Source organism: Lacunisphaera limnophila (genome assembly GCF_001746835.1).
In the GTDB taxonomy this organism is placed as follows: Bacteria; Verrucomicrobiota; Verrucomicrobiia; order Opitutales; family Opitutaceae; genus Lacunisphaera; species Lacunisphaera limnophila.
Genome location: NZ_CP016094.1, coordinates 1,695,261 through 1,710,776, shown reverse-complemented (window position 1 = coordinate 1,710,776; position 15,516 = coordinate 1,695,261). Strand labels below are relative to the sequence as shown.

The 15,516-nt window shown below is 66.5% G+C and carries 11 protein-coding genes; 3 read left to right on the top strand and 8 right to left on the bottom strand.

The window, feature by feature from the left end; all coding sequences use genetic code 11:
- Nucleotides 1-2: 2 nt before the first annotated feature.
- Nucleotides 3-1,343: a hemolysin family protein gene (locus Verru16B_RS07050; RefSeq protein ID WP_069961616.1), complete on the bottom strand. Its 1,341-nt coding sequence runs from the start codon at nt 1,341-1,343 to the stop codon at nt 3-5.
- A 108-nt stretch (nt 1,344-1,451) separates the two neighbouring features.
- On the opposite strand from Verru16B_RS07050, the gene Verru16B_RS07045 reads away from it, so the two are divergent.
- The gene (locus Verru16B_RS07045) at nt 1,452-2,831 is read left to right on the top strand and encodes a dicarboxylate/amino acid:cation symporter (RefSeq protein WP_083270495.1); all 1,380 of its coding nucleotides are present in this window, start codon (nt 1,452-1,454) and stop codon (nt 2,829-2,831) included.
- Nucleotides 2,832-2,839: 8 nt separating this feature from the next.
- Here the strand turns inward: Verru16B_RS07045 and Verru16B_RS07040 are convergent, their stop codons facing one another.
- The 4 genes from Verru16B_RS07040 to Verru16B_RS07025 all read right to left on the bottom strand — a co-directional run bounded on the left by Verru16B_RS07040 (nt 2,840) and on the right by Verru16B_RS07025 (nt 8,307).
- A complete protein-coding gene (locus Verru16B_RS07040) occupies nt 2,840-3,367 on the bottom strand; it encodes a hypothetical protein (RefSeq protein WP_157772314.1) in 528 nt (175 codons plus the stop codon).
- A gap of 101 nt (nt 3,368-3,468) precedes the next feature.
- On the bottom strand, nt 3,469-5,613 hold the full coding sequence (locus Verru16B_RS07035; RefSeq protein ID WP_069961614.1) for a hypothetical protein: 2,145 nt from the start codon (nt 5,611-5,613) through the stop codon (nt 3,469-3,471).
- Between the two features lie 55 nt (nt 5,614-5,668).
- Nucleotides 5,669-7,120 (bottom strand): MFS transporter, encoded by a 1,452-nt coding sequence (locus Verru16B_RS07030; protein ID WP_069961613.1) that lies wholly within the window; start codon nt 7,118-7,120, stop codon nt 5,669-5,671.
- 125 nt (nt 7,121-7,245) lie between these two features.
- Nucleotides 7,246-8,307: a LacI family DNA-binding transcriptional regulator gene (locus Verru16B_RS07025; RefSeq protein ID WP_069961612.1), complete on the bottom strand. Its 1,062-nt coding sequence runs from the start codon at nt 8,305-8,307 to the stop codon at nt 7,246-7,248.
- Between the two features lie 261 nt (nt 8,308-8,568).
- On the opposite strand from Verru16B_RS07025, the gene Verru16B_RS07020 reads away from it, so the two are divergent.
- Both Verru16B_RS07020 and Verru16B_RS07015 read left to right on the top strand, forming a co-directional pair.
- Nucleotides 8,569-10,836: a TonB-dependent siderophore receptor gene (locus tag Verru16B_RS07020; RefSeq protein WP_069961611.1), complete on the top strand. Its 2,268-nt coding sequence runs from the start codon at nt 8,569-8,571 to the stop codon at nt 10,834-10,836.
- A 69-nt stretch (nt 10,837-10,905) separates the two neighbouring features.
- Nucleotides 10,906-12,459: a rhamnogalacturonidase gene (locus Verru16B_RS07015; protein WP_069961610.1), complete on the top strand. Its 1,554-nt coding sequence runs from the start codon at nt 10,906-10,908 to the stop codon at nt 12,457-12,459.
- A gap of 35 nt (nt 12,460-12,494) precedes the next feature.
- On the opposite strand, the gene Verru16B_RS07010 is transcribed toward Verru16B_RS07015, so the two are convergent.
- The 3 genes from Verru16B_RS07010 to Verru16B_RS07000 are packed head-to-tail and all read right to left on the bottom strand — an operon-like array spanning nt 12,495 to nt 15,512.
- On the bottom strand, nt 12,495-13,253 hold the full coding sequence (locus tag Verru16B_RS07010) for a glycoside hydrolase family 16 protein (protein WP_069961609.1): 759 nt from the start codon (nt 13,251-13,253) through the stop codon (nt 12,495-12,497).
- Nucleotides 13,254-13,281: 28 nt separating this feature from the next.
- Nucleotides 13,282-14,094: a glycoside hydrolase family 16 protein gene (locus Verru16B_RS07005; RefSeq protein WP_083270177.1), complete on the bottom strand. Its 813-nt coding sequence runs from the start codon at nt 14,092-14,094 to the stop codon at nt 13,282-13,284.
- Nucleotides 14,095-14,141: 47 nt separating this feature from the next.
- The gene (locus Verru16B_RS07000; protein WP_069961608.1) at nt 14,142-15,512 is read right to left on the bottom strand and encodes an MFS transporter; all 1,371 of its coding nucleotides are present in this window, start codon (nt 15,510-15,512) and stop codon (nt 14,142-14,144) included.
- Between the last annotated feature and the right edge of the window lie 4 nt (nt 15,513-15,516).

The following is a 15,516-nucleotide window of genomic DNA, read 5'->3' as shown; positions in this document are numbered from 1 at the left end:
GGTCACATCGGCGGCGTGGTGCCCTCGCCCACGTTGCGGGCCACGCGCACGCGGCGCGCGCGCTCGGCGTTGGCCTCCAGCACGGTCAGGCGGTATTCACCGGCGGCGAACTGGTCGCCGCGCTTCGGCACACCGGCCCCGGCCAGACGCTGGACCCAGATGGCCACCGTCTCACGGGGCTGCCCCTCCAGCGGCCAGCCCGTCTCCGCCTGCAGTTCCCGCAGGGTGAAGGCGCCCGTGACGACGATGGCGTGTTCGGTGCGCTCGTAGATCGGGCCGCTCTCGATGTCGAACTCATCGCGGATGTCGCCCACGATCTCCTCCAGCACGTCCTCAAACGTGATGATGCCGGCGAGCTTGCGCTCGGGATCGAGCACGACCGCGAGGTGGCTGCGGGAAAGGCGGAACCGCTCGATCATGGTGTGCAGCGGGGTCGTGAGCTCGAACTCCACCACCGGGCGCACCAGCGGCTCGAAGGGCGTGTCCGGCCCGAGCAGGCTGATCTGCCAGAGCCACTCGCGGATGAGGAGGAGACCCTTCACCTCGTCGAGCGAGCCCGTGCACACCGGAAAGCGGCTGTGGCCGCTGATCTGGGCCGTCCGCAGGTTCTCGGCGAGCGGCTTGTCCGACCAGAGGGCGATGACCTGATCCCGCGGCCGCATGATCTGCTGGGCCTGGGTGGAACGGGCGCGCAGGGACTGCACCATCAGCTTGTTGATGGCTGCATCGCCGGGGTGCGTGTGGCGGGCATGACTGAAGACGTATTCGAGTTCCTCGGCGCTGAAGGCGTGCTCGCCCTCCGTGGCCGGCCCGAGCCCAGCCCAGCGCAAGAAGCGGTTGGCCGTGCCGTTCAGCACCCAGATGAAGGGCAGGAACAGGTAATAGAAGAACATCAGCGGTCCCGCGGTCCACAGCGACACCCCCTTGGGCCGCTGGATGGCGAGGGACTTCGGAGCCAGCTCACCAAACACGATGTGCAGGAAGGTGATGATCGCGAAGGCGATGGCGAAGGCGATGGACGACACCGCCGCCGGGTCCGTCACGCCGAAGTTCGCCAGCATCGGCTCCAGGCGGTGGGCCAGAAAGGGTTCGCCCACCCAGCCCAGGCCGAGGCTGGAGAGGGTGATCCCGAGTTGGGTCGCGGACAGGGCTGAGTCGAGGTGTTGGGTGGCCTTCAACGCCATGCGCAGGCGCCAGCCGGCCCGGCCCTTCTTCGCCAGGGGCCGCAACTGGCTGGCCCGCACCTTCACCAAGGCAAACTCGGCCGCGACGAAAAACCCGTTGGCCACCACCAGACCGAGGATGATCAGGATTTCGAGGGTGAAGCCGAGGAGGGAGTTCATGGACGACAAGGGTGCAGCCTAGGCGGTCGAGCCCAGCAAACCAGCGGGAAATTTTTTATCCCCAAGTTCCTGTTGCGCAAGGCCCCGCCGCCACCCAAGGTCATGCGCATGGCCGGATCCACCTCCGACAAACTAGCCAACCGCATCCTGCGCGGATTGGTCGTCGGCATCATTCTGGGTGTGATCACCCTGGTGGCCGGCCCGCATGTGCCGCTGCCTGAGGGCTTGCAGGCCCTGCTGGAACACGTCGGCGTCAAATCCTCGGCCACGCTGCTCGAGGCCATGCGCGGGATCTCGACGGTGCTGCTGGATCCCTTTGGTCGGGTTTTCCTGCGTCTGCTGTTTTTCGTCATTATCCCCCTGGTCTTCGCCTCGCTTGCGACCGGTGTGGTCCAACTGGGTCGCCCGGATAAACTCGGCCCGCTGGCCGGCCGCACCTTCGCCCTGTTTTTCCTGAACATGGCCATCGGGGTGGCGCTCGGCTTGGTGATGATGAACACCCTGCAACCGGGCAGCTACATCGACGAGGCCACCAAGGCCCGGCTGATGACCGAGTTCGGGGGCGCGGCGCAAAAGCACGTCAGCGCCTCCGCCAGCCAAACTGGCCTTTCCCTCGCCGTCATCGTCGAGATGTTCATGCCGGCCAACCTGTTCGCCGCCGTCGTCGGTTCCTCCACGGCACGCATCGGCGACGTGCTGCCGCTCATCCTCTTCGCCATCCTGGTCGGCGTCGTCGGCATGTCTTTCCCGGACGACAAGCGCCACCGGTTAATGGATTCCCTCCAGATGGTCACGGACCTGATGACGGGCATCGTTCATTTCGCCCTGCGCCTGGCCCCCTATGCGGTCCCCTGCCTGATCTACAGTGTGCTGGTGAAGTCAGGCCTCGACATCATCAAGGCACTCGGGGTGTTCGTGCTTGGGTGTGCCGCCGTGATGGCCCTCCACCTCTTCGGCACCATGTCGGTGTGGCTCAAGGTGTGGACGCGCTGGAGCCCGCGGGCCTATTTCGCCGCGATCAAGGACGTGTTGGTCACCGCCTTCTCCACCAGCTCCAGCAACGCCACGCTTCCGGCGGCCTTGGAGAATGCCACCGACAAGCTCAATATCTCCCCGAGCACCGCGGGCTTTGTGCTGCCGCTTGGCACCACGATGAACATGAGCGGCACCGCGCTGTACGAAGGCTGTGTCGTGCTCTTCGTCGCCCAGGTCTTCGGCGTCGACCTCTCGATCGGCCAGCAGATCACACTGCTGCTGCTCTCGGTGCTGAGCGCCGTGGCCGTCGCCGGCATCCCCGGCGGCTCGCTGCCACTGATCGCCGGCCTGCTCATCACCTTCGGCATTCCGCCCGAGGGCATCGGCATCATTCTCGGCACCGACCGCATCCTCGACATGTGCCGCACCGCCACGAACGTGGGCTGCGATATCACCACCGCGGTCGTGGTGGACGAGCTGACCAAACGGGCCGAGTCCCGGACCGCCGGCTGAAGCCGCGGTCAGCGCGGCGTGTAGGTGACGCCTTCCGCCATGCCGAGGAGCTGCTGGTAGGGCTCGCCCTCCTCGCTGTCGGCCATGATCTGCACCTTGAGGTAGACCGCCGGCGCCAGGCGGATCATGCCCAGACTGAAAAACTTGAAATCACCCGGCACCGGCGGGCGGCCCACGAGCTTGCGATCCGTCATCACCGCATAAAATCCGAAACCCTGCGCGGGGTAGAACGGCTTCACCACCGGCTTGCGCTCCACGAAGGTGCCGCCGTCGAGGAGACGGGTGGCCACGCGGTGCATGTGCTCGAGCAGTTGTTGCTCGGTCGGAAAGTCATCCGAACCCTCGGACGCCACGCTGTAGATGGCCCGGGCGTTGATCTGCGGGTCCTCCGCGGCGAGGACGATTTTCAATTCACCCACGTCCTCGCTGCTGGCCTGCCACCGGCCGACGGGGAAAATCTCCAGCTGTCCCTTGGGCAGTTTGAAAACGTCAGCCCGTCCGGCGATCGCCGGCTGCACCAGGAGCAAGAGTATCACTGCCACCACTCTCATACCGGCATTGTAGCCATCGCTGTGCCAGAGGCCAGCCGGAGTTTTCCCCTCGGCGGAACCGGTCCGCACAGGGCGCAGGTCTCCCTTTAGGGCAGGGGTTTCAGCCCCTCGGCCCGGACCTGCCAGGTGCCGTCCTGGGGAATGCCGGGAAATTCGACCTCGTTTCCGTCCCAGCCCGCGATCATGAGCGCGGCCGCGGCGAGAAAGGAGCCGTTCGCGGGCAGGTAGACGGCGATCTCGCGCTTGCGGGCGCCCGACGGGGCGTTGGGATCCACCCGCTCGTCACTGCGCACGGGCGCGTGTCCGTTGGGCAGGTAGACGTTGTTGGGCCCGTCGCGCAGCAGGATCTCCACGGCCACCTCGGGCCGGCCGAGTCGGGCGGCGGTCATCGCAATCATCGGGTAGTCCCAGCCCCAGATCTTTGCCGCCCAGTCCCAGTGCGCGAGCACGGCATCGAGCGTGCGCTCCATCGTGGGACGGTCCGTGTACGGCGCCTGCGGCGGCAGCAGACCGAGGGGCGCGAGCATGGTCGGGTGGTCGTGACGGCTGTCGATGTTGTCCCAGGTGTCGGGGTGCGAGCCGAGGGCGACGTATTTGCCGTCCTTCTCCGGGATCGGCGCTAAGTGCGCGATCACATGGTCCCACTTCTCCACCCGCGGCAGACCGAGGCGCTCGCGCCACTGCTGGGCGAGGCCCAGCGTCCAACGCCAGTAAGCCAGCTCGAAGGACGGATTCCGGCTCGTGGCCTGATCGTAGATTTCCTGCGCGATCCAGAGCGGCGGGCCGAGGTCGTAACGCTGCGTCGCCTCGTTCCAATGCACCATGGTCGCGAGACAGTCGGCCGTCTCGAAGACGAGGTCGCGGTAGTGCGCGAGGGTCTCCGCGGTCGGCGTATTCCGGTAGAGCAGCTCGGCGAGGTAGATCGGGTGCGGCTGGTTCCAGATGATGAGCGGGTTGCCGCCCGGGCTCTCGCGCATCTCGGGACCCGTCATCTTGGCCCAGCGCGCTCCCTGGAGGCCGCGACTGGCCGCGAGGGCGCGGGCAGCGGGCAGCTGGCGAATGAACCACTCCAGGTTCCGCGCCAGCGCGGCGTCGTGACCCCAGAGCGCGAACTGCGCGGTGTGCCACCACACCATCTCGGTGTGGTGCTTGCCGTACCAGGTGTTGCAGGTGAGCCCGCTCTCCTGCGGCGGCACGTCGCCCGCGCATTGCACGGCGGTCAGGTAGCGCGAGAGGACGATGCGCTGCTCGAACTTCTGCGCCAGCGGGTTGGTGCTGCCGGAAAAATCCACCGCGGCCGTCTCGTGCCAGAATTTTTCCCAGTGGTCGGCGCTGGCCTTCAAGATCTCCCCCGCTGCCGGGGCATATTTTTTAGGTTCGGCGCCAAAATGCATCGTGAAGCTCAAGGTCTCTTGGCCGGCCTCGGGCTTGATCACGAACCGGTGCGCGCCGTTCGATTCAAGGTTGCGCTCGCACGTTACGAAATAGCGCAATCCGCCGACATTACGCTCCACCCAACCTTTGCCCTCTGCCTTCGATTGGTGGCTTTCGGCCTGGTCCCAATCGAGGGCCGGAGTGTTCTTGGTGTTAACGTCGTGACCACGTGGAAACGCCAAGCGAACCCGCACCTTTCCCTGCGCTACGAGCTCCGACTGAATGTTCACCGCCACCATGTCTTTCGTTGGATCGCACGCCGTCGTCACCATCACCGGCACACCACCCAGTTTGAATTTACTGGTGATAATTCCCGTCCAGAGGTCGAGCGTCTGCTCCGGCTCCTCGATGTCGGCGGGCGTGAGGGGCGAACCGTCTGGTTTGTCCCACACGAGCTGGAGCTGGCCGACGGGGTGGGCGCGCGGGTTCTTGCGCAACCAGTCGCCCGCGGGGACGGACGAGCGCGTGGGGAAGCCGAGCACGCGGCCGTCGGGGAGAGTGAAGTCCTTGTTGGCATCGGCGAGAGTATAGCCGGCCACATTCTCGTCGCTCACCCACGCCCAGCGGGCCTGCGTCTCGGTGGGCACGCCATTGCGGTGATAGTCGTAGGCGAAGGTCTGGAGGCCGGTGATATCGGCGGTGAAGGCGAAGCCGCCGTTGCCCACCGTGAGCGGGGAATCGTAATCCACGCTGCGCACGACGGGATTGTGGCGGCGCACCAGCGCCTCGCGGTCAATGGGGGCGGCAAAAGCGGTGGACACCAGGGCGAGGGCAACCAGCCAGAAAGGGGGCTTCATGGGGTGAGGGACGATGAACGCCGGTTTGCCGGACTCGCAAGTCTTCAGCATCCTCTCAGAGCGGCGCGAGATACTTGCCGTCGGCGCCGGTGTGCCGGCGCATGTGGTGGGTGACGCGGTTGAGGCCGAACAGCGCCAGCAGGTAGCAGGCGCCCATCATCAGGTACACGAGCCGATAGGGCCCGATCACGACATCACCCACGCCGGGCATCGCCAGTGTGTGCGACCAGCCCTTGAGGGCATCGAGGATCCAGCCGCACACCGGGCTGATGACCACGGCAATCATGAGCGATTGCACGACGGTGTTCGCGCCCGCGAGCTGGCTGTAGCGCTGAGGGTGAAAAACCTCCGCGGTGAGTTTGAGCTGCGCCATCATCACGATCCAGAACGCCACCCCGAAGATCAGGTTGCCCGTGAGGAAGGTTCGGGGGCCGTTCGCGAACAGGAACGTCAGGATATAGCCGGCGGTGATCATGATCAGACCCCACCGCAATACGTCGATGGCGCCCCGGCGGTCCACCAGCCAGCCCACGGGAAACGCGATGACGACCCAGATCAGGAGCGGATAAGTGCGGTAGGCACCGACCGTCATCAGGTTCAGACCAAGCTCGTGCTGCGGGAAGAAGATGGTGAAATGAGACAGACCGAGCAGCGCGCCGTAGAGACAGATCCGCACAAAGTAGAACCAGAGGTAGACCGGATGACGGTAGGACTCCCGGACGAAGGTCTGGGTCGCCGCCCAAAACCGCGCCGCACGGCCGGCGCCCGCGCCGGCGGTGCTGGGCGCAACAGGCGGATACTCCCCCTCCCGCACGAACCAGCAGAGCAACGAGAAGCCCACGAGGTTGAGGACACCGATACCTATGAAGATGTGTTTGCTGTGGGTCTCGGTGAGACCGAGCAGCCAGTAGCTGACGATGGCCGTGCCCGCGGCTCCGAACACCCGGAACAGCGCGAGGAAACGACCCATGTGGGTATCGGGCACCACATCGCGCAGCAGGCCGAAGAAACAGACATTGGTCGCGGTCTGCACGGCACGGTAGAGGATCACCAACGTCGCGAAGACCAGGATTACAGGGGCGATTGGCAGGAGGTGCAGCCAGCCGTTGATGACCGGGATTCCCGATAGCCAGACGGCGATCTCCGGGGAAAACGGGGTCAGAATGAGGAAGAACGTGACGAAGGGCGTGACCCAGAAAAGCACCGGGATGCGCCGTCCCCACCGGGTGCGGAGCCGGTCGCTCCAGTAGCCCAGCGGCGGCATGATCAGCAGCTGGAGCACAGCGTTGACCGAGCCGATGATGAAAGCGATCTGCGTGTCCGTGGCCCCGTGGAACTTGAGGAGGACGGGCAAAACCTGCGGCTCGATGATGTCGATGAGCACGAACACTACCTCGGCCCCGAGCAACCAGGCAAAGATGGCGACCAGATTGCCGCGGGTGTACTGGAGCGTACCCGCGCGGGCGACGATCGGGGCAGCCGCGGGGGCGGACGGAGGGGTGACCATGGGGTGGGGCTTAGGGTCCGGCGCAGAGGCGAACCGGGCAAGTCCGGCATGAGTCCGACAATTGCCAAGCTTGCGGGCGTTTTCCGCGTAAAGCTACCCGGTCCGACGGCCCCGCACCGGCGGGCCTAGGCCCGGCGTTTCGGCGCGGTGCGTCCCGGCACCCAGTAACCCTCGATCATGCTGTAGACCGGGCGATGGGGCAGGCCCAGTTCGTTGTGGTAGAGCTGGCTGGCGAGGATGTCGATCGCGGTGGCGCCGATCAGCGTGAGGTTCTGGTTGATACCGGTCACCTCCTCGACGTGGTCGAGCTTGGTCTGCTCCACGTCGAGTGCGGCAAACGCGAGGTCGCGCGGGATCCGCCGGCCGATCTGCTCCAGGGCGAGGAACTGCTTCGGCCCGAAGCCGATCACCGCGTCGGGACGGGCCTGGCGCATCCAAGCCTTCAGGGCGGGAATTTCCTCGCCGCGCGTGGTGAGCAGGGGCTCCAGCCGCGTCTCACCCAGCGTGTTCTGGCCGGCGAGATATCCCCCGAGCCAGCCGTAGTTCACCCGACGGTTCTGGTCGTCGCGATCCAGCATGAGGCCGATGCGCCGGTAGCCCAACTGCCAGAGCTTTTCATAAGCGAGGAAAGCCCCGCGGAAATGATTGTGCGTGGCGCGGTGCAGGGCGTGGTGGTTGAACACATAACCCAGGCCGACACAAATCAGGTGGGCCCAGTCGAGCTCGTGGTCGTAGACCGGGACGGCGAACGGCGTGATGAGATTCCCCCGGATGGCGCGGGCCTGCAGCATGCGACACGTAGCAGCGGAATGAACCCCGCCCGGACCCAGCCAAAAGGGCTCGAGGCGCATGCCCAGCTGCTGGGCGCGCCGCCGGGCGCCGTCATAGAAACCGACGCTGGCGGAATGGTGTTTCCACTCATCGGCCGTCGGCCCGCCGGTGAGAAAGCCCACGACCTCGGGACCGGACTTGTGCTGCTTGAGCCGCACCTGGCTCATGAGCGCGGAGACCAACACGTTCGACCGGTAGCCAAGCCCGTCGGCGAGCTGGCGCACGCGTTCGCGCGTGGCCTCGGGGATCGACGGGTGGTTGCGCAGGCTCAGCGAGACCGTCGTGTGGCTCACGCCGGCACGCCGCGCGATTTCCCGCAGCGTGGGCGGATTGTTTGATGGCGGGGGTACGGCCATGCGGGCACGCTGCCATCAGCCCCGGTTGCGGCAATTCATTTTACGTGGAAAGCACCGGGGGGCTTGGCCGGACCCGCCCGCCACGCCACATGTTCGCCCATCGGCCCCACCCCGGGCCGCTATCCCGGGCAGACCACGCGGCGCCGCCGTGCCGGTCCGTCAGGACAACCCCCAGACCCCACGAACCCCATGAACCAGTCGCTCCTCCCGCGAGCCCAGGCTCGCCGTATCCGTCCGTCCGCACCCTTGGTGTTTTCCTGCTTGTCCCTCCTGGCGGTCGCGCCCCTGGGCGCCCAGACCACCGCCCCCACCGCCCCGGAAAATGAGGTGGTGGTGCTCTCGCCGTTCACTGTGTCGGCGGAATCCGCCGACCGCTACCGCGCCGGCGAGGCCATCTCCGCCGTCCGCGTCCGCGCCCCGTTGCTCGACACCGCCAGCTCGATCTCCGTCATCACGCGCGACATGATCGACGACCTCGCGCCGGGCCGAGTGTTTGACGTCACCCGCTACGTCGCCGGCGTGCAGGAAGGCCGCGGCATCCAGTTTCAGGACCGCATGATCATCCGCGGCTTCGAGACCCAGAACGGTGCCCGCACCGTGGACAACTTCCTCCAATCAGCCGACGCCGACAACGTCGAGGAGTCCATCATCGACCGCATCGAGGTTTCCAAGGGCCCTAACGCCATCCTCTCGCCCGCCGGCGCCCCCGGCGGCTCGGTGAACATCATCACCAAGGCGCCCTCCTTCCGCCCCTCGCGCACCCTGACGTTGCAACTCGGCCAGTTCAACGCCCAGAAGGCCACCCTCGATGTCGGCGGCCCGATCGCCGACAGCAAAAGCCTCGCCTACCGCCTTGTCGGCTCGCACCAGGATACGCGCACCTACTGGTCCTCCTCGGCCAAGAACAAGAACTCGGCCGTCGCGCCGATGATCACCTGGCGCATCTCGGACCAGACGCAGTTCACGGCCAAGCTCGTCGCCGCCCAGCACGAGATCTTCCGCGAGCCCGCCCTGATCATCGATCCCGCCACCAAGTCCGGCACGGTGGACCCCAAGCTCGCCCCGGGCTTCGGCTACAACGGCCTCAACGGCACCCAAACTTGGAGCGCGGTGAAGACCGATAGCCTCGATCTGTTCGCCAACCTGACGACCACCATCAACGAGAATCTCAGCGTTCGCGTCGCCGCCAACGCCCGCCGTTACAACTCGGACTCCGACCAGGAGTTCGTCAACGGCCTGCCCGGTCTAAACAACCGTTACAACCCCTACACCGGCGAGCTGACCCTGAACCAGACCTGGGCGCTCACCAACACCTCGCTGGCGCACAACGCCACTACAAATCCCTACATCGCGACCCCCCGGGCATACTTCAACCCCGGCGCAATCGGGGTGCGCGGCCAAATCCAGTGGACCCAGGCTGAAACGGCCAATTTCCAAACTGACGCCGTGCTCACGCACCAGCTCGGCGTAGTCAGCTCCCAGACCGTCGTCGGCTTCGGTTACTCCCGGCAGCAGGGCTACAGTCGCGTCAAGGATCCCGGCACGCTGCCGGCCATCGACCTCAGCAAGCCGACGGCCTACGCCTATCCGGTCTACCCGGCCAACCTCACGGCGCACAACGGCAACGCCTACACCAACATGCAGGGGTTCATCAACCAGCGCCTCGGTTTCTTCGAAAACCGCCTCTACCTGACGGGCGGCCTGCTCCGCTACTCGACCAAGACCCAGTCCTGGAGCTGGAACGTCAACACCGGCATCGCTAACCCGCGCAGCGTGCTGGACGACGGCAAGAACCTCTGGAACCTCAGCGCCCTCTACAAGGTCCGCGACAACGTCTCGCTCTACGCCAGCCGCTCCATCAACGCCTCGCCGGTCATCGCCAACAACCAGCCCCTCTGGCGCTCCGGCGAGCAGGACGAGATCGGCTTCAAGACCGAATTCGCCGGCGGCAAGCTCTCGCTCAACGGCGCCTACTTCCAGATCGCCCAGACGAACGTCACCGTGCCGAATCCCGCCCGCCAGAATGATCCCACCGCACCGGAGCAGCTGGTCTCCGACCTTAAGAACAAGGGCTACGAGTTCGAGCTGATGGGCCGCGTGAGCGACAACCTGTCCGTCATCGCCACTTACTCGCACCTCAAGATGCGCGACGCCCTCGGCCGCATGGTGCGCGGCGTGGCTGACAACAACGCCTCGACGCTCCTAAGCTATCGCTTCACCGACGGCGAGGCCAAGGGCCTCACCCTGAACGCCGGCGTCAGCTACAGCGGCAAGCGCGCGGGCGATGCCCCGATCAACTACACCGTGCTCAATGTCACCGGCAAAACCTTCTTCTTCCTGAAGGCCCACGCCGTCGACACCTTCGGCGCCACCTACCGCCTCAACGATCGTTACACCTTCCGCCTGAACGTGGACAATATGTTCGACCGGAAAAACTACCTGGCCGTGGCGGGTGGCGTATTCTGGGGCACCGGGCTAACGACCGCCACTGGCCGCAACATCCGGTTCACCACAACCGTCAACTGGTAAGCCACCGGCTACGTGCATCACCCGGGAACAACGCCGGCGGAAAGCTCCTCAGCTCCCTCCGATTTCGATGTGCGCCGCTTCGGCGCCACCGGGAACGGGCGGACGCTGGATACCGTCGCCCTTAACGCCACCATCGCCGCCGCCCACGCCGCGGGCGGCGGCACGGTGGTCCTCCCCGCGGGTGATTACCTGTGCCACTCGATCCGCCTGCAAAGCTGGATCACGCTCGAGCTTCGGGCCGGCGCGACCCTGATCGCCGCCGACCCGCCCCCGGCCGGCCAGCCCGGAGGCTACGACGCCCCCGAGGACGGCCCGCCCAATCACTACCAGGATTTCGGCCACTCGCGCTTTCGCAACAGCCTCATCTGGGGCGAGCACCTGGAAGGCGTGACTATCCGCGGCCCGGGCCGCATCTACGGCCGCGGCCTGAGCCGCGGCAACGGTCGCATCGCTCTGCCCGCGGGGCAGGTCGCGCCCCAGCCGCCCGGGCACCTGCCCGACGTGCTCGAGGCCGACGGCGACTTCCCGCCCTTCCCCGACCCGCTCCACCCCGGTCCCTTCGGGTACCCGCACGCCAAGGACACCCTGCCAGCCGGCGTCGGCAACAAGGCGATCGCGCTGCGCGCGTGCCGCCAGGTCACGATCCGTGACCTGACCATCCTACACGGTGGCCACTTTGCCATCCTCGCCGCCGCCTGCGACCAAGTCGTGATCGACGGGGTCTTCATCGACACCAACCGCGACGGCATCGACATCGACGCCTGCGCGAATGTCCGTATCGCCCATTGCTCGGTCAACTCCCCCTGGGACGACGGCATCTGCATCAAGTCATCCTGCGGCTTCGGCGGGCTGCGTCCCGTCGAGAACGTCACGGTCTCCGACTGCTACGTGAGCGGCTTCACCGAGGGCACGCTTTACGACGGCACCCGCGAGCGCGTGATCCGCCACCGCGGCGGCCCGATCGGGCGCATCAAGCTCGGCACCGAGGCCAGCGGTGGATTCCGCAATATCGCCATCACCAACTGCATCTTTGAATTCTGCCGCGGGCTCGCCTTGGAGCAGGTCGACGGCGCCCCGATGGAGGACGTGGTCGTCTCGAACCTCACCCTCCGCGAGGTGATGAACGCGCCGATTTTCATCCGCGTGGGTGCCCGCCTGCGCGCCCCCGGGGCGCGGATGCCCGGCACCGCCGCGCGCATCGCTATCAGCAACGTCATTGCCTACGACGTCGCCCCGGAACACGGCATCTTCATCGCCGGACTGCCCGGCCACCCCGTCACCGACGTGCGCCTCGCCAGCATTCAGCTGCACGGCCGGGGCGGCGGCACCCGCGCGGATGCCGCCCGCACGGTGCCCGAACTGCCCGCGGGCTACCCCGAGCCGATGCTGTTCGGCACCCTGCCGGCCTGGGGCCTGTACGTGCGACATGCGGCCCGGATCCAGGTGCGCGACCTGTCACTGCACCTGCTGGGCCCCGATGAACGACCCGCGATTGCGCTCGACGACGTGTCCGCGGCCGACCTGGCCGGCATCCGTGGTCCCACCGCCGGCGACTGGACCGTCAGCCCCGGATCCACCGTGCGGGCCCACGACTGCGACGGCCGGCCCGACGCCATCACCTGACAGGGTGGTGGTTACCGCGCCTAAGTCGTCCCGACTCAGTCCAGCCGGTATACGCGCACGTAATCCACGCGGTATTCCTGGGGCAGCTGCGTCGTGGCGTCGGGGTAACCCGGCCAAGCGCCGCCGACGGCCAGGTTGAGCAGCAGGAAAAACCGCGCGTGATCAAAAACCCAGGGCGCGCCCGCGGGCAGGTCGGCCGGGGTCAGCGAACGATAGACCTGGCCGTCGAGCAACCAGTCGATGCGGCCCGGCCGCCAGTCGACCGCGAAGACGTGGTAGGCCTCGGCAAAGACGGCGCCATCCGGCAACACGAGCGACTGGGTCAGGCCGTGGGCCCCCGAGTAGCCGGGCCCGTGCAAGGTGCCATACAGCGTGCCCGGCAGGTGCCCGACGAGTTCCATGATATCGATCTCGCCGCACGCGGGCCAGGGGACCTCGTTGATGTTTTCCCCGAGCATCCAGAAGGCGGGCCAGATCCCCTGCCCCTGCGGCAGCTTCAACCGCGCCTCGATGCGGCCGTGCGTGGCGGCATAGGTGCCGTGGGTCTTCAGTCGGGCCGAGGTGTAGCCGCCCGCCGGCGTGCGCACGGCGCGCAGCACCAGCGCCCGGCCACCGCTGGCCGCGGGATCATCCACCACCTCGGAATTCTCCCGTGCGTTGGTGTAGGTCTGCAGCTCCTTGTTGCCCCAGCCGTTGTCCCCCAGGTCATGCACCCATTTGCGCGGGTCCGGACCGGTGCCGACGGGCTGGTCGAACTCGTCGTGCCAAAGGAGGGTGGTGAGCAAAGGGGTCATGCGGACGGGTAAAGGTCAGTCGAACGGATCAAGGCGCGGCCTTTTGGTAAACGCGGACGTAGTCCACCTCCATGCGCCGGGGCCAGATGGTCTCATCCACGCCTTTGGCCCCACCCCAGTCGCCGCCGACCGCCAGGTTGAGCACGAGGTGGAAAGGACGCATGAAAGGCCAGGAGGTCCAGTCGCCGCCCTCCTTGCGGGAGGTGAAATAATGGTGGTCGTCCAGGAAGATGCGGATCTCCTCGGCATCCCACTCAAGCGTGTAGGTGTGGAAAGCCTCGCCGGCGTCGGGGACGGGAATCGTGGCCGTGCGCTGGTTTTTATTCCGCCACTGGTTCTTTTGCGAGTGGGTGGAGGCGTGGACGACGCCCGGGTCGTAGCCGACATGCTCCATGATATCGATCTCACCGTTGTCGGGCCAGCCGCCGTTGCCGAGGTTCCAGACCGTGGGCAGCATCCAGATGGCGGGCCACGTGCCGCGACCAAGCGGCAGCTTGGCGCGGATCTCGAAACGCCCGTGGCTCCAGTCGCCGCGATTCTTCGTGACGAGACGGGCCGAGGTGTATTGCCGGCTTTCCCATTTCTCGCGGCGTGCCTCGATAATCAAGTGGCCAGCCTCGATGCGGGCATTTTCCGGCCGGGCCGAGGTGTAGAACTGCAGCTCGTTATTGCCCCAGCCCTGGCCGCCGACGTCGTAATCCCAGCGGGCCGGGTCGGGCTGCGTACCGGTGTCGAACTCGTCGGACCAGATGAGGTTCCAGCCCGCAGGGGTGGCCGGGGCGGCGGCGGTTGCGCAGGCGAACGCCGACAGGAAACAAGCGAGGGCAGGGAGAAATTTCATGGGGGCGGGAGCCGGGTGGACCGGAAGGGGACCACGCGGGGCTCGTTTTAGGCGGGGTTGGTGCCGCCCTTGCGGGAGGCGAGGTCACGCTCGATCTCCTTCACCTGGGGTTCGTCGAGCGGGTAGAAGAAGATCGCGACACCGGCCGCGAGGGCGAAGAGGCCGGGCAGGAGGCTGAAGAGCAGCGTGATGCCGTGGAGGACCGATGGGGTCTGCACGCCGTTGGCCACGAAACCCAGGTAACCGAGCAGCCAGCCGATGGTGGCGGCGCCAATGGCGAGGCCGACCTTCTGGACGAAGACCGTGGCGGAGAAGATGAGCCCGGTGGCGCGGCGGCCGAACTTCCACTCGCCGTAGTCGGCGGTGTCGGCGTAGAGCGACCACACGATGGCGGGGGTCGGGCCGGCGGCGAAGGAGGCGATGATGTTGAGCGCGTAAAGCAGCGGCAGGTTCTGCGGGTCCACGAAGTAGCACGCCATGATGCCGAGGGCGTTGATGATCGTGAGCCAGATCATGAGCGAGCGGCGCGACCAGCGGGCGGTGAACAGCTTCGTGGCCAGCGCACCGCCAATGAAGCAGAGAAACCCGACCAGGTTGAAGGTGCCGATGGCCGACTCCTGCCCGACGACGTACTTGAAGTAGTAGATGCCGGCGCCGTTGCGCATGCCGGTGTTGGTCAGGTTGAGAAAGGCGACGAAGAACAGGACCAGCCATGGACCGTTGGACTTCAGGTCGGTCAGGTCGCGGCCGAGGGAGCCCTTTTCCTGGGGCGGGGCGACGACGCGCTCCTTGGTGTTGGCGAAGGTGTAGATGAACATGCCCACGGACAGCACGGCGAAGATCACCATCGTGTTGCGGAAACCGTCGGCCGGCGAGCCGCCGGCCGGGGTGAGGAAATCCTTGAGCCCGGGCACGAGCCAGCCGATGAGCAACGCGCCGAGGAAGGCGCAGGCGAAGCGGTAGGAGGAAAGCGAGGTGCGGTCCTCGGACGAGGGCGACATCACGCCCATCAGCGCGCCGTAGGGCGTGTTGATGACCACGTAGGCGATGAGGACCGCGGTGTAGGTGAGGTAGGCGTAGATGAGCTTGCCGTGGACGCCGAGGTCGGGGTTGGCGAACATCACGCAGCCGAGCACGCCGTACGGCAGCGCGCCCCACAGGATCCACGGACGGAACTTGCCCCACCGGGTGTTCGTGCGGTCGGAGAGCGCCCCGACCACGGGATTGAGCGCGGCGACGGCGATCGGCACCACAAAGAGCAGCGTGCCGACGGCGGCCGACGGCAGGCCGAAGATGTCGGTGTAGTAATACGCCAGGAACAGGTTGAACGCCTGGAAATAGAAGTTCGAGGCGGTGTCGCCGAGACCGTAGGCGAACTTTTCCCGGAAGGTGAGGCGGGCGGTGGTGGGAGGGGTCACGAGG